The sequence below is a fragment of the Streptomyces sp. NBC_01390 genome (assembly GCF_045040105.1).
In the GTDB taxonomy this organism is placed as follows: domain Bacteria; phylum Actinomycetota; class Actinomycetes; order Streptomycetales; family Streptomycetaceae; genus Streptomyces.
Map to the genome: position 1 here is coordinate 6,197,809 of NZ_CP109551.1, position 22,988 is coordinate 6,220,796.

At 70.3% G+C, this 22,988-nt stretch carries 21 protein-coding genes and 1 pseudogene; 10 read left to right on the forward strand and 12 right to left on the reverse strand.

Annotation, left to right across the window (positions count from 1 at the left end):
- Positions 1-196: 196 nt before the first annotated feature.
- The gene (locus OG241_RS27885) at positions 197-1,156 is read right to left on the reverse strand and encodes an ABC transporter substrate-binding protein (RefSeq protein WP_405818964.1); all 960 of its coding nucleotides are present in this window, start codon (positions 1,154-1,156) and stop codon (positions 197-199) included.
- Between the two features lie 503 nt (positions 1,157-1,659).
- Here OG241_RS27885 and OG241_RS27890 point away from each other — a divergent pair.
- The 4 genes from OG241_RS27890 (at position 1,660) to OG241_RS27905 (ending at position 6,276) form a co-directional block, all read left to right on the forward strand.
- Positions 1,660-4,695 carry an ATP-binding protein gene (locus tag OG241_RS27890; RefSeq protein ID WP_405818966.1) on the forward strand — a complete coding sequence of 1,012 codons (3,036 nt, stop codon included), beginning with the start codon at positions 1,660-1,662 and terminating at the stop codon, positions 4,693-4,695.
- Positions 4,692-5,165 (forward strand): roadblock/LC7 domain-containing protein, encoded by a 474-nt coding sequence (locus tag OG241_RS27895; protein ID WP_405818968.1) that lies wholly within the window; start codon positions 4,692-4,694, stop codon positions 5,163-5,165. The genes OG241_RS27890 and OG241_RS27895 overlap by 4 nt, the downstream gene beginning before the upstream one ends.
- Positions 5,166-5,255: 90 nt before the next feature.
- On the forward strand, positions 5,256-5,690 hold the full coding sequence (locus OG241_RS27900) for a DUF742 domain-containing protein (RefSeq protein WP_405818970.1): 435 nt from the start codon (positions 5,256-5,258) through the stop codon (positions 5,688-5,690).
- Positions 5,677-6,276 (forward strand): ATP/GTP-binding protein, encoded by a 600-nt coding sequence (locus tag OG241_RS27905; RefSeq protein WP_319093011.1) that lies wholly within the window; start codon positions 5,677-5,679, stop codon positions 6,274-6,276. Before OG241_RS27900 ends, OG241_RS27905 begins: the two co-directional genes overlap by 14 nt.
- Before the next feature lie 97 nt (positions 6,277-6,373).
- Here OG241_RS27905 and OG241_RS27910 read toward each other — a convergent pair whose 3' ends face one another.
- The 3 genes from OG241_RS27910 to OG241_RS27920 are packed head-to-tail and all read right to left on the reverse strand — an operon-like array spanning position 6,374 to position 8,939.
- A complete protein-coding gene (locus tag OG241_RS27910) occupies positions 6,374-7,042 on the reverse strand; it encodes an ABC transporter permease (RefSeq protein WP_405818972.1) in 669 nt (222 codons plus the stop codon).
- On the reverse strand, positions 7,039-7,761 hold the full coding sequence (locus tag OG241_RS27915) for an ABC transporter permease (protein ID WP_405818974.1): 723 nt from the start codon (positions 7,759-7,761) through the stop codon (positions 7,039-7,041). Before OG241_RS27915 ends, OG241_RS27910 begins: the two co-directional genes overlap by 4 nt.
- Positions 7,758-8,939: an ABC transporter ATP-binding protein gene (locus tag OG241_RS27920; RefSeq protein ID WP_405818976.1), complete on the reverse strand. Its 1,182-nt coding sequence runs from the start codon at positions 8,937-8,939 to the stop codon at positions 7,758-7,760. The genes OG241_RS27915 and OG241_RS27920 overlap by 4 nt, the downstream gene beginning before the upstream one ends.
- A 173-nt stretch (positions 8,940-9,112) precedes the next feature.
- On the opposite strand from OG241_RS27920, the gene OG241_RS27925 reads away from it, so the two are divergent.
- The 4 genes from OG241_RS27925 to OG241_RS27940 all read left to right on the forward strand — a co-directional run bounded on the left by OG241_RS27925 (position 9,113) and on the right by OG241_RS27940 (position 11,054).
- On the forward strand, positions 9,113-9,301 hold the full coding sequence (locus OG241_RS27925) for a hypothetical protein (protein WP_319093016.1): 189 nt from the start codon (positions 9,113-9,115) through the stop codon (positions 9,299-9,301).
- Positions 9,302-9,450: 149 nt separating this feature from the next.
- A complete protein-coding gene (locus tag OG241_RS27930) occupies positions 9,451-9,669 on the forward strand; it encodes a hypothetical protein (protein WP_405818978.1) in 219 nt (72 codons plus the stop codon).
- A 220-nt stretch (positions 9,670-9,889) separates the two neighbouring features.
- The gene (locus OG241_RS27935; protein ID WP_405818980.1) at positions 9,890-10,627 is read left to right on the forward strand and encodes a hypothetical protein; all 738 of its coding nucleotides are present in this window, start codon (positions 9,890-9,892) and stop codon (positions 10,625-10,627) included.
- A 184-nt stretch (positions 10,628-10,811) separates the two neighbouring features.
- Entirely contained in the window at positions 10,812-11,054 is a 243-nt protein-coding gene (locus OG241_RS27940; RefSeq protein ID WP_405818982.1) for a hypothetical protein, read from the forward strand.
- Positions 11,055-11,088: 34 nt separating this feature from the next.
- On the opposite strand, the gene OG241_RS27945 is transcribed toward OG241_RS27940, so the two are convergent.
- Both OG241_RS27945 and OG241_RS27950 read right to left on the reverse strand, forming a co-directional pair.
- Positions 11,089-12,021 carry an NAD(P)-dependent oxidoreductase gene (locus tag OG241_RS27945; RefSeq protein WP_405818984.1) on the reverse strand — a complete coding sequence of 311 codons (933 nt, stop codon included), beginning with the start codon at positions 12,019-12,021 and terminating at the stop codon, positions 11,089-11,091.
- Between the two features lie 47 nt (positions 12,022-12,068).
- Positions 12,069-12,970: pseudogene (locus OG241_RS27950) on the reverse strand (RNA-guided endonuclease InsQ/TnpB family protein).
- 350 nt (positions 12,971-13,320) lie between these two features.
- Here OG241_RS27950 and OG241_RS27955 point away from each other — a divergent pair.
- Complete coding sequence (locus OG241_RS27955; protein WP_405818986.1) at positions 13,321-16,425, forward strand: beta-N-acetylglucosaminidase domain-containing protein; 3,105 nt, start codon at positions 13,321-13,323, stop codon at positions 16,423-16,425.
- 276 nt (positions 16,426-16,701) lie between these two features.
- Here OG241_RS27955 and OG241_RS27960 read toward each other — a convergent pair whose 3' ends face one another.
- The 5 genes from OG241_RS27960 to OG241_RS27980 form a co-directional block, all read right to left on the reverse strand.
- A complete protein-coding gene (locus OG241_RS27960; protein WP_006375774.1) occupies positions 16,702-16,989 on the reverse strand; it encodes an SCO5918 family protein in 288 nt (95 codons plus the stop codon).
- Between the two features lie 97 nt (positions 16,990-17,086).
- Complete coding sequence (locus OG241_RS27965) at positions 17,087-18,661, reverse strand: DEAD/DEAH box helicase (RefSeq protein ID WP_405818988.1); 1,575 nt, start codon at positions 18,659-18,661, stop codon at positions 17,087-17,089.
- A gap of 292 nt (positions 18,662-18,953) precedes the next feature.
- Positions 18,954-19,157 (reverse strand): cold-shock protein, encoded by a 204-nt coding sequence (locus OG241_RS27970; RefSeq protein WP_006373337.1) that lies wholly within the window; start codon positions 19,155-19,157, stop codon positions 18,954-18,956.
- A 333-nt stretch (positions 19,158-19,490) separates the two neighbouring features.
- Positions 19,491-20,114: a GNAT family N-acetyltransferase gene (locus OG241_RS27975; RefSeq protein ID WP_405818989.1), complete on the reverse strand. Its 624-nt coding sequence runs from the start codon at positions 20,112-20,114 to the stop codon at positions 19,491-19,493.
- Entirely contained in the window at positions 20,111-20,359 is a 249-nt protein-coding gene (locus OG241_RS27980; protein WP_405818991.1) for a hypothetical protein, read from the reverse strand. The genes OG241_RS27975 and OG241_RS27980 overlap by 4 nt, the downstream gene beginning before the upstream one ends.
- 134 nt (positions 20,360-20,493) lie before the next feature.
- On the opposite strand from OG241_RS27980, the gene OG241_RS27985 reads away from it, so the two are divergent.
- Positions 20,494-21,228 carry a DUF4142 domain-containing protein gene (locus tag OG241_RS27985; protein ID WP_405818993.1) on the forward strand — a complete coding sequence of 245 codons (735 nt, stop codon included), beginning with the start codon at positions 20,494-20,496 and terminating at the stop codon, positions 21,226-21,228.
- A 19-nt stretch (positions 21,229-21,247) separates the two neighbouring features.
- Here OG241_RS27985 and OG241_RS27990 read toward each other — a convergent pair whose 3' ends face one another.
- Positions 21,248-22,954 carry a glycoside hydrolase family 13 protein gene (locus OG241_RS27990; RefSeq protein WP_405818995.1) on the reverse strand — a complete coding sequence of 569 codons (1,707 nt, stop codon included), beginning with the start codon at positions 22,952-22,954 and terminating at the stop codon, positions 21,248-21,250.
- Positions 22,955-22,988: the final 34 nt, after the last annotated feature.

Genomic DNA, 22,988 nt, shown 5'->3' on the forward strand with positions numbered 1-22,988 from the left:
CAGGCCGCTGCACAGAGGCCGCCGCTCAGTTCACGCACAGCGGCCCCACAGCTTCCTCGGGATGCTCGGGCGGACGACCACATCACCGAGGCGCACGTACGTTTTACGAGGTCTCTCCCTGTAATGGCGAAGGCCGCACCCGTGTTCATGGGTACGGCCTTCACAGTCCACGTGCTTCAGGGAGTGCGGCGGAACGTCAGCCCAGGCCCGCCGACTTGAGCCATGCCTTGGCGACGTCCAGCGGGTCCTTGCTCTCCAGCTGCACCTGGGAGTCAAGGTCGAGCAGGGTCTTCGTGTCGAGCTTGGCGGAGACGGCGTTGAGCGCGGCGACGCCCTCCTGGGAGAGCCCGCTCTTGTAGACCAGCGGCGTCACGTTCGCGAATCCGAAGAGGTTCTTCGGGTCCTGGAGGACGACGAACTTCTCCTTGGAGATGGTCGGGTCCGTGGTGAAGATGTCCGCCGCCTGCACGGTGTTCTTCTTCAGCGCGGCCTGGGTGAGCGGGCCGCCCGCGTCGAGGGCCTTGAAGGACTTGAACTTCAGCCCGTACGCCGACTCCAGCCCGAGCATGCCCTGCTGGCGGGTCTGGAACTCGGGCGAGCCGCCCAGGACCAGGTTCGGCGCGATGTCCTTGAGATCGGCGAGCGTGGAGGTCGCGGTGAGGTTGTGCTCCTTCGCGGTCGCCGCGTTGACCGTCACGGAGTCCTTGTTCTCGGCCGGCGAGGACTCGAGCAGCGTGAGCTTGGAGTCGAGCTTGGCCTTCGCCGCGGCGTTCACGGTCGCGAGCGAGGTCTGCGCGGCCTTCGCGTCCAGGTAGGCAAGCAGCGAGCCGTTGTACTCCGGCAGGACGGTGATGGAACCGGACTTGAGCAGGCCGTAAGTGGTCTCGCGGCTGCCGATGTTGGGCTTGTAGGACACCTTGATGCCCTTGGCCTTCAGCGCCTCGCCGTAGATGTCGGCGAGCAGGGTGCTTTCGGCGAAGTTGTTGGAGCCGACGACCACGGTGTCACCGGCTGCCTTGTCACCGGCGAGCGGGTCGGACGTGTCGTCGGACGAGGAGGAGCATCCCGCCAGCAGGACCGTCACCGCCCCGAAGGCGACGACCGCCACACCTGGGTGGTTCCTGAAGGACCTGCTGCTGTGGGCGTTGGTGGTCACGGTTCCCGTTCCGGGCTTGGGGGTTGATGAAGACTCAAACAAGCTGCCCCTGATCCAATCCAGCCGCTTCTTGATCAGTCAAGGGAAACCGTGTTACCGATTGACTTCGATCCGTGATCACTTTCGCCCCTTCGGGACACTCGGGACGTTCGGGAGAACACCCGCGTACTGCCCGGTACTGCCCCGTACTGCCCGAGAGGCCCTCGACATGCCCCCGCGTGCCGCTTCGTAATGGATTCTTGACTTAGGGCGACGCGCTCACCCGTTCGAAGAGGGGATAGTCTCGCCGGAGTTGGCGTCCGCCACAGCGGTAGGCGGGGGCCGCAGCGGTGTGCGGGGGCCGCTTCCGTATCGTTCGTGTGCGGACACGTTCAAATCTGGACTCGTTCATATTTGGACTCGTTCGTATGCGGGCACGTTCGTATGCGGACACGTGTGTGCAGCAAGTCGGCATGCACGCGAACCCCCTTGCACGCTTGCGACACCTTCTTGAAGGAGGCCCGGTGTCCACGAAAGAAGTGGACGCGACCCCCCGGCCGGCATCCTCGGCGCCGACGTACGCGCGCCGGGGCCTGCGGGGCTTCGCCGACCGATGGCCCTTCCAGCGCAAACTGAACGTACTCGTCGGTATCCCGCTGACGGTGATCGCGCTGCTGCTGACGTACCTCATCGTCGACCTGGTGCAGGAGTCCAACCGCGCCGAGGACGCCGCCCGGCTGGTGCGCAACAGCTCCCAGGTCGCGCAGCTCGTCGCCGCGCTCCAGGACGAACACCAGCAGGCCATTCTGCTCTCCGTGCGGCACGAGGCCTCGCTGGCCGGCGCCGCCCCCTCCACCGACGGCTACCGCAAGACGCAGGCCGCCGTGGACGCGCAGGTGGACAAGGTGGTCGACGCCTTCGGCGACCGGCTGCCCGACACCGAGGTGCAGGCCCTCAAGGAGGTCCAGGGCCTGACCGGCCTGCGGTCCACCATCGAGCAGGGCTATCTGCCCGCCAGCAACATCGACCCGGCGTACTCGGGCGCGGCCGACGGCCTCATCGACGGCCTGGGCCTGGACCGCGACTCCGACCTCGCGACCACCTTCACCGGTAACCTCCTCGACTCGCTGCTGCGCGCCGACGCGGCGCACGGCGCGTTCGAGACGGGCGTGTTCTCCGCCCGCACCGGCGACAGCAACGCCCTCATCGAGTTCACCGGCGCGGTCGGCTCCTACGACCTGTTCACCTACCAGGCCGAGCGGTTCGGCCGGTTCGCCGGGGAGGCGCAGACCGACGAGTTCAGCGGCATCGAACACAACGCCTCGCAGGCCTCGATCAACCAGCACTACGCCGAACTGGCCGTGGACCCCAGCGCGTTGCAGGCCGAGTCCAAGGCCGAGATCCGTGCCGCGTTCCGCACGGCCCTCGCTTCCTACCCCGAATACAGCAAGCAGGCCGAGACCCGGCTGAAGATCACCGCGTCGCTCATCGACCAGATCGCCGACCGGGCCGACGACACCGCCTCCAGCGCCCAGTGGCGCGCGGCCCTGCTGCTGAGCCTGGCGCTGCTCTGCTTCGCGCTGTGGATCGCCTTCTCCATCCTGGTCCGCCGCTCCGTGGTCCGCCCGGTGCTGGCGCTGACGGGGGCTGCCCAGGAGGTCGCCGACGTGGCGGGCCGCGAGCTGGCCCGCGTCGCCGACGACGACGCCGAGGAGTCCGGCTCCCCGCGCCTGCGTCAGCTGCCGATCACCGCGGACGACGAGATCGGCGAACTCGCCAAGGCGTTCAACAACGTTCAGACCACCGCCGCCGGGTTGCTCGAACGCCAGGTGCTCAGCCGCCGCAACGTCGCCGAGATGTTCGGCAACGTCGGCCGCCGCGTGAGCAACCTGACGACCCGTCAGCTCGTGCTGATCGACGCGGTGGAGCGCGGCGAGACCGACCCGGCGCTGCTCGAACGCCTCTACTCCATCGACCACATCGCGGTCCGCCTGCGCCGCAACGCCGACAGCCTGATGCTGCTGGCCGGCATCCGCGAGACCGTGCTGGGCTCCGGGCCGATCGCGCTCACCAACGTCGTACGTGCCGCGCTGGGCCAGATCGAGGGCTTCCAGCGGGTACGGCTGCGGGCCGCGACCGAGGCCATGGTGGAGCCCGACATCATCGGCGACCTGACGCTGATGATCGCCGAACTCCTCGAGAACGCCGTGTCGTTCTCGCCCGAGGACAGCCCCGTCGAGGTGGTGGTCGGCTCCGACCACGACAACGCGTCGATCACCGTCGCGGACCACGGACTGGGCATGAGCGCCGCGCGCATCGCCGAGGAGAACTCCCGCCTCGTGCGCCGCGAACGCCTCGACGTCGTCCCGACGAAGGTGCTCGGCCTGTTCGTGGTCGGCGCGCTGGCGCGCCGCTGGGACGTCGACGTCACCCTGTCCCGTACCCCGGGCGGCGGTGTGACGGCCGAGGTGCTGATCCCGTCGACGCTGCTGCTGACGCCGGGTGAAGCGGCCGAGGCGGGACGGCTCGCCTCCTCCGACGCGGCTGCCCCGCCCGCCGCACTCGCCGCTCCGTCGGCCCCCGCGGCGGGTCCCTCCCCGTCGTCCTCGATCCCGCCCCCGATCCCGTCCACGGTCCCCTCCTGGGCCACACCCGAGGACGACGAGGCGACCACCCTCCCCCGCCGGGTCCCCCGCCGCGACGCGTCCCCCGACGAGCAGGAGCCCGGGGCCCCACTGGCTCCCGTGACGGCCACGGCCGCGACAGTCGCGTCCACCGACACCTACGCCGCAGTCACGGGTGACACCGGCTCCACCAGCCGTACGTCCGCGCCCAGTTACCCGGACCACTCGGCCGACAGCGGGGCCGATCAGGGGAGTTCGGCTCCCCTCTCGGGTTACTCGGCCCACGTCTCCGAGCCGGCGTTCCACGCCCGCGCGGAGGACGGACCCGGGGCCCACTCCCGTACGGCGGAACGCGTCGCCCCCGCCGCCACGACGGAGCCGTCGCCCGCCCACCCGGCCGGGTCGCGGCCCGCCGCCCGCACCACGGAGCCCTCCACGCACATCTATCCGGCCGGCCCCGAGAGCGGCCTCACCTCCGCAACAGGCGGCCCCGGTGACTCCGTACGCGGGACAGCCGCGACAACCAGCACAGCCGGGACAGGGCAAGGCGCCGCCGGTGCCGACCCGTTCGCCGTCGGTCCCGACGGTTCCCGTCCGCTCCGCCGACGGGTGCGCGGCGCGACCCTGCGGACGACCGCAGACTCCGCCGCCCAGCAGGCCGCGCGCCAGGCCCCCCGACCCGCCGACGCGGACGCCGTGCGCGACTCGCTGGACGAGTTCGAGGCGGCCGTGGCCCGCGCGCACCGCGACACCGGCGAACACCCCCGCCCCGCCGAGGGCCTGATCGCTCGCCGGACCGACCACCGGCGCGACGTCTCACCCGACCCGACCACCGACCTGACCGTCCCGAGCGACCGGACAGAGCCGTCCGACCCGATCGCCGTCAGGGACAGCCCGCATCACCAGAACCACCTTCCGGAAGGAGCCGAGCAGTGAACACGTCGACAGGTGAGACTCCCGCCGGAGACGCCAGGCCGACCGATCTGCGGGCCGCCGCAGACGACTTCACCTGGCTGCTGAACCGCTTCGCCACCGAGACCGCGGGCGTCGTGGACGCCATCGCGGTGTCCTCCGACGGGCTGCTGATCGCCGTGTCGGCGCTGCGCGAGCACGCCGACTCCGAACGGCTGGCCGCGATCGTCTCGGGCATCACCAGCCTGGCCGCCGGCGCCTCCGGCAACTACGGCCTGGGCGGCCTCAACAAGGTCATCATCGACCTGGAGGGCGGCCATGTCCTGGTCTCCGCGATCGGCAGCGGCGCCGTGCTCGGCGTGGTCACCGGCAAGGAAGCCAAACTGGGCAACATCGCCTACGAGATGACGGTGTTCGCCAACCGCGCGGGCAGCGCGCTCAGCCCGCAGCTCGTACTGGAACTGAAGAACACCGTCGGCGCCACCCGTCTCTGACGCGTGTCACCGCAGGAGCTACAGCAGCTACAGCAGCAGCTGACAGCAGCCCTAGACAACCGCAGGAAGCCGTAGAGAGAGCGAAGACCGATGGCGGACGGCCGCACACCGCGCGGAGCCGGCGAGGACGACGTCGTCCCCGTACCCGCCGTACGGCCCTTCCTGGTCACCGCCGGGCGGGTCGCGGGCGGCGCGGGCGAGGCGTCGCCCGGGCGGACGATGCCCGTGGAGACCCAGCTGGTGGCCACCACCGGCGGCCTCGCCGCGCTCAACCGGCTCTCCTTCGAACAACACGACATCGTCGCCGCCTGCCGCGTGCCGCAGTCCATCGCGGAGATCGCGGCCAGGCTGCGGCTGCACCTGAACGTGGTGCGGGTCCTCGCCGAGGACCTCCGGACGGCGGGGCAGTTGTCGGTGCACATGCCCGACTCCGGCATCACCCACGACGCATCCGTTCTGCGCAGGGTTATCGATGGCCTGCGGGCCATCCCCGACTCCCGGAGGGTACTCCGTGACACCGACTGAACCGCTGGTACGCACCTCGGCCGGACAGGCCGCCGTACGGCCGCCGTTGCCGGTGAAACTGGTGATCGCGGGTGGTTTCGGCGTGGGCAAGACCACCGCCGTGGGCTCGATCTCCGAGATCGAGCCGCTGACCACCGAGGCGGCCATCACCGAGGTGGCGGCGGGCGTGGACGACCTCAGCCACACCCCGACCAAGACGACCACCACGGTCGCGATGGACTTCGGCTGCATCACCATCGACCCGACACTGAAGCTGTACCTGTTCGGCACGCCCGGACAGGAACGGTTCGGGTTCATGTGGGACGACATCGTCGAGGGCGCGATCGGCGGCCTGGTCATCGTGGACACCCGCCGTCTCGACGACTGTTACGCCGCCGTCGACTACTTCGAGCACAAGCAGATCCCGTTCGCCGTCGCCGTGAACGCCTTCGACGGCCAGACCGCGCACACGCTGGACGAGGTCCGCTGGGCCCTGGACGTGTCCGAAGGCGTACCGCTGCTCGTCTTCGACGCACGGGAGCGCGGCTCGGTGCGGGACGCTCTGCTGGTTGTGCTGGAACAGGCGCTCGCCCGGAGCGGCGGGTAAATACGGGTACGGGTACCGGTACGGGTACTTGCGGTTGTGGGGAACTGCGGCCCAGTTGTGGCTGGTCGCGCAGTTCCCCGCGCCCCTTGACAACAGGTCAGTTGGCCCTGCGGACGCCTGGCGACACCGCCGCCCGGCCCGCCGCCCAGAACAACCCCAGCGTCGCGAGGGCCAGGCCGGCGACCAGGGTGGCGCCGCCGATCACCTTCTCGTAGTCGTGCTGGTAGAGACCGTCGACGATGTAGCGGCCGAGGCCACCGAGGCTGACGTACGCGGCGATGGTGGCCGTGGAGACGATCTGGATGGCCGCCGACCGCATGCCGCCGAGTATCAGCGGTAGCGCGACGGGCAGTTCGACGCGCAGCAGGATGCTGGACTCCCGCATGCCCATGCCCCGGGCGGCGTCCACGGGAGGCGGATCCACGGAGCGCATCGCCTCGTAGGTGGTGACCAGGATCGGCGGTACGGCGAGGACGACCAGCGGGATCATCACGGGCAGCATGCCGAACCCGAGCGCGAGGGTCGCCACCACCAGCAGACCGAAGGTGGGCAGTGCGCGACCGGCGGTGGCCACCAGGGCGAGGACGTTGCCGCCGCGCCCGTAGTGCCCGGTGATCAGGCCGATCGGCAGACCGATCGCCGCGGCGAGGGCGAGCGCCTGCAGGGAGTACTGGACGTGCTCCCACAGGCGGGTGGGAATCCCGTCGTAGCCCTTCCAGTGCGCGCTGTCGCTGAAGAAGGCGTTGATGAAGTTGATGACGTTCACCGGGCTGCGTCCTCCAGTGCGGGCACTGCCGGATCGGGCCTGGCCCCGGCGGACTTGGACTTGGACTTCGCGCCGCGCGTCGCGCTCGGCATCCAGGGGGTGAGCACGACGCGTACGACGACCAGCGCGGCGTCCGCGAGCACCGCGAGAGCGGCACTCGTGATCACGGAGTTCCAGGCGAGTTCAGGCCGGTTGTAGATCTGCGCGTCGTGGAGCAGGTTGCCGAGCGCGCCCTGGTTGCCGATCAGCATGCCGACGCTGACGAGGCTGATGCTGGACACGGTGGCGACCCGCAGACCGGCGATGATGGCCGGCACCGCGATCGGCAACTGGACCTGGACGTAACGGCGTACGGGTCCGAAGCCCATGGCGGTCGCGGCGGCGAGGGTCTCCTGCGGGACCGAACGGACGCCGTCGACGATCGCCGGGACGAGCACGACCAGGCTGTAGACGGTGAGCGGGATCATCACCGTCAGTTCGGTCTGTCCCGTGTAGTCGATGAGGACGACGAAGAAGGCCAGCGACGGGATCGCGTAGAGCACGGTCGTCACCCACAGCACGGGCGGGTACAGCCAGCGCAGCCGCACACACAGCTGGGCCAGCGGAAGCGCCAGCAACAGCCCGCCCAGCACCGGCAGCAGAGCCTCGCGCAGATGCAGCCCGATGAGACCGAGCCAGTCGTGCTGGAGATCGCTGGGAATATCGAAGAAGCGATTCACCGGACGACCTTCTGCCCGCTCCCGCTCTTCCCACTCTGCCCGGTGGCCCCGCCGGTGGCCCGCTGCTCCTCACGGCCTGCCGCGTGGGCGCCGCGGATGGCCTCGCCGATGGCCGCCTGCGAGGCGACTCCGGTGGCCCGGCCTTCGTCGTCCACGGCGACCGCCCAGCCGGTGGGCGACAGCACGGCACAGTCGAGCGCGGCGCGCAGCGAGTCCCGTCCGGCGGCGAACGGCCTTCCATACGGCACCAGTTGACCGACGTCGATCTGTCCGGCCGTCAGCTCGCCGGGTTCGCTCCAGCCGAGCGGACGACCGTCAAGACCGGTGACGAGGAGGTACGGCGCCTCGGTGGCGCCCCGTGCGGCGAGTTGCTCGGCGGTGGCGTCGATCGCGACGATCGGGGTGGTGAGCAGTTCCAGGCCGGCGGAGGAGAAGAACGACAGGCGCCGGATGCCCCGGTCGGCGCCGAGGAAGTCCTCGACGAACGCGTCGGCGGGGTCGGACAGCAGCTCGGCGGGCGGCGCGTACTGGGCGAGCCGACCGCCGGTACGCAGCACGGCGACCATCGTGCCGAGCTTGACGGCCTCGTCGATGTCATGCGTGACGAAGACGATGGTCTTGCCCAACTCGTCCTGGATGCGCAGGAGTTCGTCCTGCAACCCCTTACGCACGACGGGGTCGACGGCGGAGAACGGCTCGTCCATCAGCAGCACCGGAGGATCGGCCGCCAGGGCACGGGCCACACCGACTCGCTGCTGCTGGCCGCCGGAGAGCTGATAGGGGTACCGCTTGGCGAACGAGGCGTCGAGCCCCACCCGTTCCATCAGTTCCCGCGCCCTCGTGCGGGCCTTGTCCTTGCTCCAGCCGAGCATCCGGGGCACGGTCGCGATGTTGTCGACGACCGTCCGGTGCTGGAAGAGTCCTGCGTTCTGGATGACGTAACCCATGCCCCGGCGCAGGGTGTTGACCGACTGCTGACGGCTGTCGACACCGTCGATGAGGATCGTGCCCTCGCTGGGCTCGACCATCCGGTTGATCATCCGCAGAGTGGTCGTCTTCCCGCAGCCCGAGGGGCCGACGAGGACGGTGATCGAACGATCCGGTATGTCGAGGGAGAGCCCGTCGACGGCCACCGTCCCGTCCGGGTACCGCTTGGTGACTGAATCTATCCGTATCAAAACGCCGAATACCCTTCGGGTCTGGCCATTTCCGCCCACTCTCGACCAGCCGAGTTCCGGGCCGTTGCGGGGAGAGTCTAAGCCTCGTACGTTTCGGACGTTTCCACGGGAGGCACCGAGACACCCACCCCCGCTGACACCCCGTCTGCGGCATCTCCGGACAGGGAGAGCAATTGAGCAGGAGGCGCTACGTCGCCCGGGGCGTGCCCGGTGGCTACCGGATCTGGGACAACCGGGGCCGCCGCTGGTGGGGCGACCTGTACGAACTGTGCCCCGACGACCTGCTCACCGAGCTCAACGGGGCAGCCGACCAGGACCGGCTCACGGCGCTGCTCAAGCGGTACCGAGCGCTGAAGCGGTAACAGCCGGCCGACCCAGGGGGCCTGTGCCTGTGCCTGGGAAGAGGTGTAGCGGGCTACACCACGACTTCGGGAGAGCACTCCCTCGTGGCGGAGCGGCGTTCCCGGGATCGTTGATCTCGGAAGCAAACGCCCCCCGGAAGGAAAAAGCCATGAAGTCCCTGCTCGCCTCCAAGCCCGTCCTCTGGTTCCTGTTCCTGTTCAACCTCGCCGTCGCGGCTGTCGCGCCGTTCGTCGTCGACGGCTCGCAGGGCGTCATGACCGCTGTCGGCATGGGGGTCGTCTCACTCGGCGCGGGCGCCAGCCTCTTCAAGGGCCGCGGACAGCAGCAGGACCGGCAGGTGCGCGCGGCACACCGGCAGCAGATCTGACCCCCTCCCCTGACAGCTGAACTCCTCCCCTGCCCGTGACAGCTGCCCCTGACAGCCGAATGGCGCCGGCCGGGGCAGCAGGGGCTGAAACGGCAATATGCGCAGGTCAGCACCGTGTCAGGGACTCCCTGGCGGTTACCGAGGGTCGGCGAGCGGTTGCGGGCGGTGGTGGGGCTTCTCACCCTGAGCCCAAAGAGAGCAGCTCTCGAAAGGACTGCGCATGCGCGCCCTCGTATCCCGTTCCGGCCCCCGCTCCCGCGGGCTCCTCCTCCCGTCGTCCGTCGTCTGTGCCGCACTCATATTCGGTCCGGTCGGCACGGCCGCCGCCGTCAGCGACGCGAGCCGGGACGCCTACGCCTCCATCGGCGCCCGCACGTCGTGGTCCTTCGCGTCCATGGCGTCCTCCACCGCCTCCCCGTACGCGGACCGGATGCTCAGACGGCTCGGCGCCCTGGACCGCGCCGACCGGAGCGACGTACTCGCCCCGGTGCTGAACGTCCTGACCGACCTCACCAAGCAGACCGGCACCGGCCGCCTGACCGCGACCCAGGCGGCCGGCTTCGCCGAGGCGGTCGAGACGGCGAAGGTCTCCCTCAAGCAGCGTCTGGCGGCACGAACCGGCACCTCGAACAGGGTCGCGGCAGCCATGGCGGACCCGATCTCGGACCTCCTGGACCAGCTCCAGGCAACGCTCAGCGGCCTCCTCGACACGGTGACCGGCCTGGTCGGCGGCCTGCTCGGCACGGTCACGGGCCTGGTGAGCGGCCTCCTCGACACCCTCGGCGGCCTCCTCGGAGGCATCCTCGGCAGCCTGCCACCCCTCCCGGTGGATGTGCCCCCGGTCGCGCTCCCTCCGCTGGAACTGCCCCCGGCCCCGCTGCCGGCGCCGTTGACGGCGGGTGACGTGGCGGACGAGGACATGGCGGAAACGGGAAGTACGGCGGCCACGGTTCAGTGACCCGGGCACGCTAGCCCGACGACTGGATGGCTGGATGGCCCGTCCCGGCGACTGTCGCCGGGACGGGCCCCGTTCCGGCGAAACCGCGCCCAGGCCGAGACCCGCGCCCGCCGGATCCAGACGTACGTGGAGATGCTGGCGAAGGGCGAGAAGCTCCACCCGTAGCCAGCAAGGGAGCAGCCGTATGCCCGGCCCGAACGAGAATCCCGGCCCGCCCGGTTTCGACCCTCTCACCGAGACCTTCGCCTTCGTCTGCCTCGACTGCGGCGCCTCCTGGAACCGCACCTTCGACCTCGTCCCCCTGCTAGACCCGGCCGGCTGCCTCAACCCGCTGGAGTACGTCGACGACGAGGGCCGTGCCATGCACTCCCCCCTGACCGACGCCGTGTGCGGCGCCTGCGGCAGCCGCAAGGTACGGGTCGGCTGAAGCGGAACCGGCACGGAGCCGCCCGAAGCCCCGCCTACTTCCCCGCGCCCTCCCCCTCGGACTTCTCGTCGAAGGAGGCGAAGTACGCGGCCGCCATGTCCTCGTCCCCGTGCCCCTGTTCGACGGCACGCCGGAACCGTTCGGCGCTCGCGGCGGCCACGTCCAGCCGTACGCCGTTGCGCTCGCCCGCCTCGACGATCAACCGGGCGTCCTTCGCGGCCGTGGACACCGCGAAACTCGCCGGAGTCAGCTTGTCGTCCAGGATCAGGCCGGCCTTGGCCCGCAGGTAGCCCATGTCGAGCGGGCCGCCGGCGATGGCGTCGAAGAAGCTCTGCGGGTCGACACCCAGGGCCTGGGCGAGGGCCAGCACCTCGCCGGTCGCGCTGGTGGCGGCCAGCACCCAGCTGTTGGCGACGAGCTTGAGCCGCGTCGCGCTGCCCGCCCCGCCCTCCTCGCCGGTCCACACCGTACGGGCGCCGACCGCGTCGAGGACGGGCCCGACGGCCGCCCGGTGCTCTGTCGGCCCGGCAGCGAGCACGAGCAACTGCCCGGCCTCGGCCGGCTGCCGGGTCCCCAGCACGGGCGCGTCGAAGAAGACGAGCCCCCACTGACTCGCCAGCGCGCCGAGCTCACCGATCGCGTCCACACCCGCGGTGGTCGACTGCACCCACGCGGCCCCCGGACGGAGCGCGGACGCGGCCTCCCGCATCACATCCCGGACGGCGTCACCGTCGTACAGCATCGTCAGGACGACATCCGCGTCCCGTACGGCGTCGGCGGGCGTGTCGGAGACCTGGACGCCGTTCTCGGCGGCCAGCGGTTCGGCCTTGGCGCGGGTCCGGTTCCACGCGCGGACGGTGTGGCCGGACCGGGCGAGGTTACGGGCCATGGCGGCGCCCATGATGCCGGTGCCCAGGACGGCCACGGAGAGTGCGACGGGGAGTGCGGGGGTCTCGGTGTCGGTCATGGGCTCATTGAATCCTCCCTTCCCTGAAGGGGGAGGGGATTCCTGGCTCAGGCAGCCTCCTGGAGCAGCGCTCCAGGAGGTCTTGTGCCATCAGTACCAGCCGGGTTGAGACCAGCCCGGACGAGCATGACGCGTGCGGAGTTCTTGTCCCGTGGGGACACATTTCCGCACATGTCGCAGGTATAGGTGCGCTCACCCAGCGGCAGGCGATGCTTGGCTCTCGCATCGCAGTGCGCGCAGTCCATCGTGGTGTACGCGGGGTGGACCAGGTGCACGGCTCTGCCGTGTTTGCGGCCCATCTCGATCAGTGCGGTCCTGGTGGCGCCGATGGCGGCGTCGGCGGCCTTGCGGGCCATGGTGGTCCTGGCCAGGAACTTGGGGCGGAAGTCCTCGACAGCAATCGCGTCGTGGTCACGGACCACCTTCTTGGCCCACTTGCGGCCGGTGTCGGTGCGCTGCCTGGCAACCTTCTTGTGGGCCTTCGCCCGCAGCCGCTTCGCCTGCCAGGTGCAACCGCCCGTCCTTCAGGCGGAATCCGCACCGCGTGTAGTTCAGCGACGGCAACGTCTCGCGTCTGGTCTTCCACTGCGGCATCCCGGCCCGGCGCGCCATGGGCAGGTGCTCGCGGATGTCCTTGTGCGCCTTGGCACGGGAGCGGCCGAAGTCACGGACGACCTGCTGCTGAACAACCGACGAGCCCTCACGCAGCCACGGCGTGCGAGCGCGCCTCGGTCAGCATCCTGTCGAGCTGCGCCGGGCCACACGTCTGGTTCTCCCCGGTCGCCTTGTTGTGCCGGTGCACGGCCCTCGACTTGGCGACACACTCGTTCCACACCCAACGGCACCGGCCCCACTCCGCCGCCAGCGCGGTACAAGCGGTGGACGGCACACGCAGCCGGAACGTGTACCGGGCATGCTCGCCCTCCGCAGTCACCCCCACGTGCGCCAACTCGCCCCCTACGGTTCCCCGGCCGGGACACTGTGCCGTCCCGAACCCTTGGAAAGACCGTATGTGCGACAGCCGCACAAACGCACCCCGACCCCATGGCCCTCACCCTGCCCAGCGATCACCGGCACACACGTTCGCATCACCTGGGCGATGTCAACAGCGGTACGGGGGCGCTCCGCACCCTCAACCGGACGCAGCGACGCTCCGCGTCACGACCCCCGGATGCGATTCCTCCCCGGCGTGAACGACGGGGCCTCCTCGCAAGAACCAGGTGAAGGGGGTCTTGCCGTCGGGTGAATCCATCCACCAAGATTCCGCACGATGGATAAAATACTGAACCGGAGCCGGCCGTGACCCCGGCACTGAAGTCAGCGAGCGGCCTTCTGGCCGCACTGGCCCTCTGCGTGCTGGGCACCGCCCCGGCCCCCGCCGCGGCGGCGACGCCCCACTCCGCCACCGCGGCCTCCGTCCCCCACATCTGGCCGACACCCCAGCAGTCGCGACCCGGCCACGGCACCCAACCGGTCCCGAAGCAGGTCGTCGAGGTCATCGGCCATGCCACCGACCCCGCCGCCCGCGCCCTCGTCGAACGCGTCCTGCGCGACGCCGGCGCCCGCACCATCCGTACGGTCGTCGCGGGCCGTCCGACACCCCCCGCCGCCCTCACCGTCTACGTCGGCGGCCCCACCGAGAACCCGGCGACGGCAAGGGCGCTCAAGCGTCTCCACGCCGATCCCCCCACCCAACTCCCCTCCGGCGGCTACACGTTGGCCACCGGCAAGGGCACCATCGCCCTGTCCGGCGTGGACACGACGGGCACGTTCTACGCGGCCCAGTCTCTCCGCCAGCTGATCACCCACGGCTCGGTCCCCGCCACGACCGTCCGGGACTGGCCGACGACCGCCCTGCGCGGAGTGATCGAGGGCTTCTACGGCGCCCCCTGGACCCAGCAGGACCGTCTCTCCCAACTCGACTTCTACGGCCGCACCAAGCAGAACGTGTACGTCTACTCCCCCAAGGACGACCCGTATCTGCGCGCGAACTGGCGCGACGACTACCCGCCCGCCCAACTGGCCACCCTGAAGCAACTGGTCGACCGCGCCGCCGCGAACCACGTCCGCTTCACCTACGCCCTCTCCCCCGGCCTGTCGGTCTGCTACTCCTCGGCCGCCGACATCCACGCCCTGGTCGCCAAGTTCGAGTCGCTGTACGCGATCGGCGTGCGCTCGTTCGCCGTACCGCTGGACGACATCAGCTATACGGCGTGGAACTGCCCTGCCGACGAGCAGAAGTTCGGCACCGGCGGCGGCGCGGCCGGCACCGCCCAGTCGACGCTTCTCAACGCCGTCGTCAAGGACTTCGTCGCCGCACACGACGACGTGACCCCTCTCGAAATGGTCCCGACCGAGTACTCGGACCTCGCCGACTCCCCGTACAAGACCGCGCTACGGGAGAAACTGGACCCCTCGGTCGTCGTCGAATGGACGGGCGTCGGAGTCATCGCGCCGACGATCAGCACCGAACAGGCCCGCCAGGCAAAGGAGTTGTTCGGTCACCCGATCCTCATCTGGGACAACTACCCGGTGAACGACTACACCACCAGCCGCCTCCTCCTGGGCCCCTACACCGGCCGCGAGGCAGGCGTGCCCACCCAGGTCACGGGCATCACCGCCAACCCGATGATCCAGGCGGAGGCCAGCAAACTCGCCCTCTTCACCTCGGCCTCCTACGCCTGGAACCCGAAGGCGTACGACCCGAGAGCGGCCTTCCTGGCCTCGGTGAAGGACTTTGCAGCGAACGCGTCCACGGCCGCCTCCCTCCAAGTCTTCGCGGAGAACAACTACTCCTCCCTCCTGGACGCCACCGAGTCACCCACGCTCACCCCTCTCCTCAAGGCGTTCACGACGGCGTACGAGAGCGGCGAAGGCCTCGACAAGGCGGCCCGCGCCCTCAGCGCCTACTTCAGGGCAATGGCCGCCGCCCCCGCCGACCTCCGCGCCAACCTCTCCAACTCACGCTTCCTGACCGAGACTTCGGCCTGGCTCGACAAGCTCGGCGCATACGGAGAGGCGGGCGGCACCGCCGTACAGCTGATGCTCGCGCAGACGAACGGCGACTCGGACGCGGTGTCCACCCTCTACACCCGCCTCCAGTCGCAGCGCAGACAACTCGACTCGGTCCCACAGCAGATCGCCCCCGGCGTACTGGACCGCTTCCTGTTCGACGCGACCCTGCGAGCCGCCCCCGACCCGGGCCCGGACGCCTCCTTCACCCCCGCGTCCCTGTCACTGCCTCCCGGCGGCACCACGACGGCAACCCTCACCATCGCCGACAACCGAGCCACCACCACCGGCACAACAACCTGGAGCATCAAGCCGGTTGACGGCCTGACCGTCACCCCGTCCTCGGGTTCGGTCACCGTCCCGGTGGGCGGCAAGGCCACCACGACCCTGACCTTCACGGCGGCGAGCGGGACAAAGGCCGGCACAAGGTCGGTAGCCGTCACCGGCGACAGCCTGCTGAGCCGGGCGATCCCTGTACGCATAACCGGATCCGTCGGCGGCAGCGAACGCGCCCTCACCGCCAACTTCAGTGGTGCGTCGGTCAGTTCGGTGGACCTGGCCTCCGGCACGTCGACGGAGATTCCGGTCGGCGCCAACCCGGGGGAGATCGTGGTCAGTTCGGACGGCCGTACCGCCTATGCGGCGAACCAGGGCTCGGACACGGTGAGCGTCATCGATGTCGCCGCCGCGAAGGTCACGTCGACCGTGCCGGTCGGGGACGTACCCGCGGGTCTCGCCCTCACCCCCGACGGGCGGACCCTCTGGGTCGCGGACTACTCGGACGACGCGGTTCAGCCGATCGACCTGGCCACCGGCACGGCGGGCGCGAAGATCGCGGTGGGCGACGGCCCGGAGAACATGGCGATCACCCCGGACGGCACCACCCTGTACGTGGCGAACATCCACGACAGCACGGTGAGCCCGGTGGACCTGGCGACGGCCAAGGCCGGAACACCGATCGCGGTCGGGCCGAACCCGTTCAACGTGGTCGCGGCTCCCGACGGGCGGACGGTGTACGTGTCCAACTCCGGCGGCTCGACGATCACGCCCATCGACACCGCCACGAACGAAACCCGCCCGACCTTCCTGGTCACCGGCCAGGCGTACGGCCTCGCCGTCTCCCCCGACGGCCGCACCCTCTGGGTCAGCGCGAGCAACGGCGACACGATCACCCCGCTCGACACGGTGACCGGCGCTCCGGGCACCCCGGTCACCGTCGGCCGCTCCGCCTTCGACGTCACCCTCAACTGGAACGGCACCACGGCCTACGTCACGACGGCCGACGCGAACACCCTGGTCCCAGTAACAACAGCAACAGGAAAGGTAGGCACCCCCCTCAAGACGGGTGCCTACCCCTTGGCCACAACGGTGACGGGAGTCCCGATCAACTAACTCCGCCGGTTCCCCCGCGCCCCCGTCTTTTTTCAGGGGCGCGAGGCTGTGTCGATATGCGGCTCCGCCGCGTGGGCGCGACAAGCCCCCCACGGGCCCGCAGCCAACAACGCACGGCCCACATCAAGGGGCGCGGGGAACTGCGCGAAAAGCCCCCACAGCCCCGCAGCCAACAACGCACCGCCTCCAAGGGGCGCGGGGAACTGCGCAAACCCCCAACGCACCCGCACCCGAAAGCGCACCGCCGGCCAACACACCGCCCAACCGAACGGAGTGCTACTGCATCTCGGCCCAAGGATCGATAACCGCCGGACGCGCCGGCGCAGGCGCGGCAGCCGGACGGCAGGTGAAGCCGAGCCGGTTCAGCGCAGCGATCATCTCCTTCTCGGTGAAGTCCCGCCGGTCAAGGCGGGTGATCACCGCGCCGACCTGCTTGACGGGGTAGTCCACACCACCGATACCGACAGCCGCACTGGTGATGGGCTCGGGAGCTACCCCGTCCATCTTGTGCGTGACCTCGCTCATGATCAGGTCGAACGGGAATCGGGCGATCACACAACGCATGGTGCCTCCGCAGGTCAGAAGGGTCCGGGGTCAGTGGTTCTGGCGCCGATCGGCCTGAAACCGACCGGCTGGGGTGAAGCTGGGACGAACGCGGGGGTCAGCCGGCCTGGCGGGCGTCGGAAGAACCGGGGCGCCGGTTACGGGGCGCCCTACGTCGGCGGCTGCGAGGCTCACCGGCGGAGTCCTGCTCCGTACGGGCGGACGGGTTGCCGCCCGACACACGCGGCGGCTTGGCACCGCCACCGGTCGGACGTGACGCCTTCTTGGCACCGCCACCGCCACCGCCAGCCGTACGGCCCTTGCCGGCGGCGCCACCGCCCGCTGTGCGCGCCGTAGCCGAACCGCCCTCGGCGGAGCCGCGGCGGGAACGCGAACCCGAACCCGAGCCCGAGCCGGAACCCGCGCCCGAACCGGACCGGGACCGCGAGGATCTGGACCGGCCGCCGGAGCCGTCGCCCTTGGGGGCGGCCGGCGGGGTGGGGGCCGGAACCGGGATGACCACGGGTATGCCCGAAGGCGTACGGGCACCGGTGATGCGGGTCAGTTCGGCGGCACCGGGGGAGACCTTGGCCGTGTTCGGGTCGACGCCCGCCGCCCGCGTCAGGCTCCGCATCTCGCGGCGCTGCTCGGGCAGGACCAGGGTGACCACGCTGCCGGACGCCCCGGCACGCGCCGTACGGCCGCCGCGGTGGAGGTAGTCCTTGGCACCGCCGGGCGGGTCCACGTTGACGACCAGGTCGAGGTCGTCGATGTGGATGCCACGGGCGGCGACGTCGGACGCCACCAGCACGGTGACCTCGCCCGTCTTGAACTGGGCGAGCGTGCGCGTGCGCTGGGGCTGGGAACGGCCGCCGTGCAGGGCTGCCGCGCGGACGCCGCTCTTCAGCAGGTGCTTGGTGAGGCGGTCGACGCTGCGCCGGGTGTCCATGAACATGAGCACACGCCCGTCACGGGCGGCGATCTCGGTGGCGACCGTCTTCTTGTCGACGTCGTCGACGTAGAGCACGTGGTGCTCCATCGTCGTGACGGCGCCGGCGTGCGGGTCGGTCTCGTGCACCAGGGGGTTGTGCAGGTAGCGGCGGGCGAGCCGGCCGACGTCCGCGTCGAGCGTGGCGGAGAACAGCATGCGCTGGCCCTTGCGCGGCACCTGGTCGAGCAGATGGGTGACCTGCGGCAGGAAGCCCATGTCGACCATCTGGTCGGCCTCGTCGAGGACGGTGACGGAGACACGGTCGAGGCGGCAGTCGCGTCGGTCGACGAGGTCGCGGAGCCGGCCGGGCGTCGCGATGACGACCTCGGTGCCGGCGCTCAGCGCACGGGCCTGACGCGAGATGGGCAGCCCGCCGACGATGGTCGTCATCCGCAGGTTCATGGCATTGGCGTGCGGGGTGAGCGCGTCCACGACCTGCTGGGCGAGCTCACGGGTCGGTACGAGGACGAGGGCCAGCGGGCGTCCCGCCTCGGCGCGCTGTCCGGCGAGGCGGGCCAGCAGTGCCAGGCCGAAGGCCAGGGTCTTGCCCGAGCCGGTCTGACCACGGCCCATGACGTCGTGACCTGCGAGAGTGTCCGGCAGCGTGGCCGCCTGGATCGGGAAGGGGACGGTGATGCCCTCGACGGTGAGGGAGGCCAGCAGCGAGGGCGGCAGGCCCAGGTCGGCGAACGACCGGTTCATGCAGAACCTTCCTCAATGCGGCACGTCGACAGAATCACGGCAGCGCTCAGCGTCCGCCGCGACAGCGGCAGCACACAGGACAAGAAGGCCGTGGGGACGGGCCGAAAGGAAACGAGCGGTGAAGGGGCTGACCCAGAGAGGGTGCCCCCAAGAATCAGGGACGGCGACCGGTGTCCGGTACTGAAAACGTCCCGAAAAAAACTGTGAGCCGGGGCCCACACCCCTAGGTGCGGGCCCCGGCCACAATCACGTGGTTTGCCGGTCCACTAGTGGACCGCCAGATTCACGCGGATCAGGCGGGGAGGATGTTCTCCGCCTGCGGGCCCTTCTGACCCTGCGTGACGTCGAACGTCACCTTCTGGCCCTCGTGGAGCTCACGAAAACCCTGGGTGGCGATGTTCGAGTAGTGGGCGAAGACGTCAGCGCCGCCGCCGTCCTGCTCGATGAAGCCGAAGCCCTTTTCCGCGTTGAACCACTTCACGGTACCGGTGGCCATGTCAAATCTCCTTGGGGCATGCTCGGGGGCCCGCACCGTGCGGACCCCGCGTCGCCGCAATGATCGCCCCGCCGGAACTAACACCGGAAATCTTTGGGAACCACAACTGCAACTGAAAACTACGCTAGCACAGAACCTGGCCCCACGGACGAGCGGCAATGTCACACGTCCGGCGGGAATAGCCGCGCAAGCTCACCCAGGTCAGGGGCCGTGGGGACGTCCTCGCGGGCGCCCGGGGCGAGCGCGGCCATCCGGGGGCGGGGTGCGTACGAAGTCCTCCGTAGCGCCCTCCCCCGTACGGCGTCCCTCCGTGTCCGGTGTCGTTGACGACGATCACGCGGGCCGGGCGCCGGACCATGGCGAGCGCGTGGGCGACGGCTCCCTGTGCCGTACGTGGACATGGCCGTCGCGGGGAAACTCGGGCGGTGCCGACGGCAGGACGCGGTCGAGTGCGTAGCCGCTCTTGTGGGCCACTCGGCACGAGGACAGGTTGTCCTCCTGGTGCAGGAGTTCGAGGCTCAGGAGGCCCTCGGTGCCGCCGCGGCCCGGCAGCGCGTCGAAGGCCCAGTTCGTGAGCGCCTCCAGGGCACGAGGGGCGACTCCCCGCCCCCGCGCGTGGGCCGCGGTCCAGTAGCCCACCTCGGCCGACGGTCTGCCGGGGACGACGTCCTTGAGGACCACCTGTCCCACCAACTCGCCGGACCCGGGCCCGGGTCCGGCCTCAAGGACGGCGAAGCAGAACCGGTCACCGGCCTCCCAGCCCCGCCGCTGGCTCCCGATCCAGCGCAGCCCGTCCTCCTCGTTCCTGACGGCGCCGTGGCTCGTCCAGCGGCGCAGTACGGGGTCCTGGCACGCCTCGACCAGGGCGGCGACGTCCGCCGGGCGCCAGGGGCGGAGGTGCAGAGCGGCGGAGGTGGGGGTCGCGGGCACGTCGAGGGCCACCACCGCGGCTGTCACGAACCGTCGTCCGAGTAGTTCTGGCCCGACCTCCGGCTGGAACGGGACGACTTGCGCAGCGCTTCGCCCGCCGCCAGCGTCAACCGGGCCACCCCGCGTACCCACCAGGGTCCGCCCCGCGACGCCCACACGACACAGACGCATCCTCCGGCGACCAGCAGAAGAATGCCGATCAGGGCGAGTATCTCCACGTTGTTCTTCCCCCACTCCAGGGCCCTCGGGTCCGGGCCTGTGACACCCGACATCCTGTCAGTTCATGACACCGGCAACACCTGGCTTCATGGCACACCTTTTGCGTAGGCCATACGGAGACGAAAGGTTCGGCCGCCACTCCCCTCCGTATACCTCCCCGACGACTCCCGTCGCTTCAGGAGGCAAGGTGCGTTTCACCCGGAGCTCGACCGGCACCCTTTTCGTGGGTGGCGCGCTGGGTCTGACCCTGGCCGCGCTCGCCTACCCCGCCATGCTCGGTGTCCAGACCGTGTCCAGTTCGCCCACCCGGATCGTCGCGCAGACCTCGGCCGGCCCGTTGACGGAGGCCGACCGCGACTTCGTGGTGAAGGTGCGGGCGGCCGGGCTCTGGGAGTACCCGGTCGGGCAGATGGCGATCGGGAAGGGGACCTCACCGGCGGTCATCACCGCCGGGCAGCATCTCGTCTCCGGGCACGCGGCACTGGACGCGACCGTGCGGCGGATCGCCCCGCAGCTCGGGATCACCATTCCGAACCTGCCCAGTCCGCAGCAGCAGGGGTTCATCAACACGCTGACCGCGGACAGCAGGGGGAGCCAGTTCGACAGCGACTTCGCCAACATCCTGCGCATCACCCACGGGTCGATCTTCAACACCGTCGCCAAGATCCGGTCGACCACCAAGAACACGCTGGTCCGCGCCCTCGCCGACCAGGCCAACGTCACCGTCCTCGACCACATCACGGTCATGGAGAAGACGGGGCTCGTCAATTTCGACACAGTGCTCTTCCAGGAGACCACCCCGCCGAAACTGCCCGCCTCCGACGTCACCCCGCCCGTCCCCGCGCCGGGCTCCCCGACCGTCGTCCTCACCCCGCCGCCGGACGTCGCCGGCTATCCGGCGCCGAGTCCCACGGCAGGGTGAACGCCCGCGCCAGGACCCGCTAGGACGGATCCTGGCGGCTGCCGAGCCAGACCGTGGTGTCCGGGCCCAGCCGTCCGTCCGGGTCCAGCGGCGCGCTGCTCAACAGGACGTCCCCGGGCGGTAGTTCGACCGGCGTGGCCGACAGGTTCGTCACGCAGCGCCAGTTGTCCGTGCGGGTGAGGTCCAGGACACCGGGGGCGGATTCCGCCGCCCAGGTCAGCTCCTCGCCGTCCAGCAGGCGGCGGCGGAGGGCGAGGGCCGCGCGATACAGCTCCAGGGTCGAGCCCTCGGCCCCGTCCTGTGCCTCGACGGCGTACGACGCGAAGACCGGCGGCTGCGGCAGCCAGGCGCCGCCCGCGCCGAATCCGTACGACGGGCCGGTCGTCGTCCACGGCAGCGGCACCCGGCAGCCGTCGCGGCCCTTGCTCGTGTGCGCCGTCTGTTCCCAGATCGGGTCCTGGAGGGCCCCGGCGGGCAGGTCGGCCACCTCGGGCAGGCCCAGTTCCTCGCCCTGGTAGACGTACGACGAGCCCGGCAGCGCCAGCATCAGCAGCGTCGCCGCCCGGGCCCGGCGCAGGGCGGCGGCCTCGTCGACCGGCGGGGAGGTGCCGTCCGACAGCAGCCAGGCGTTCAGGTCGGTGCCCGCCGGGAGCGCGAGGCGGGAGGCGTGGCGTACGACGTCGTGGTTGGAGAGGACCCAGGTGGCCGAGGCGCCCGCCGAGCGGGCCGTGGTGAGGGAGTCGGTGATGACCTGCTTCAGTTCATTCGCGTCCCAACCAGCCTGCAGATACTCGAAGTTGAAGGCCTGGCCGAGTTCGTCTGGGCGGGCGTACAGGGCGCGGCGGGCGCCCGGGACCCAGGCCTCGGCGACCGCCATGCGGGGCGGGGTGTAGGCGTCGAGGATCTTGCGCCAGTCGCGGTAGATCTCGTGGACCTCGTCGCGGTCGAAGAAGGGGTGGGTGCCGGGCGGGAGGGCGGCGAGGGCCTGCTCACCGCTCAGTTCCGGGGCGCCGAGGTCCCGCAGCGGCATGTCGAGGTCCTTCGCCAGGGCGTGGGCGACGTCGATGCGGAAGCCGTCCACACCCCGGTCGGACCAGAAGCGGAGCGTGGTGCGGAAGTCGGCGCGGATCTCGTCGTTGGCCCAGTTGAGGTCGGGCTGTTCGGGCGTGAAGAGATGCAGGTACCACTGACCGTCCGGCGCTTGGCCGTCCGGCGCCTGGTCGCCGGTCACCCGCTGCCATGCGCTGCCGCCGAACACGGACTGCCAGTCGGTGGGCGGGAGTTCGCCGTGTGCGCCCCTGCCGTCGCGGAAGACATAGCGGTCGCGGGCCGGGGAGCCGGGCGCCGAGCGCAGCGCCTCCTCGAACCACACGTGCCGCCGGGAGGTGTGGTTGGGGACGATGTCCACCATGACCTTGAGGGCGAGGCGGTGTGCCTCGGCGACCATGGCGTCGAAGTCGTCGAGGGTGCCCAGGCGGGGGTCGACGTCACGGTAGTCGGCGACGTCGTAGCCGCCGTCGGCGAGTTCGGAGGGGTAGAACGGGCTGAGCCAGAGGGCGTCCACGCCCAGTGCGCTCAGATGCGTCAGACGCCGGGTGACGCCCTTCAGGTCACCCAGTCCGTCGCCGTCGGCGTCGGCGAAGCTGCGCGGGTACACCTGGTAGAAGACCGCCTGGCGCCACCAGTCGGGGTCCCGGGAGGAAAGGTCCAGAGTCGGTTCGGGCACTCGTTGTCTCCTTGCTGTGGCTCTTCCAGAACCC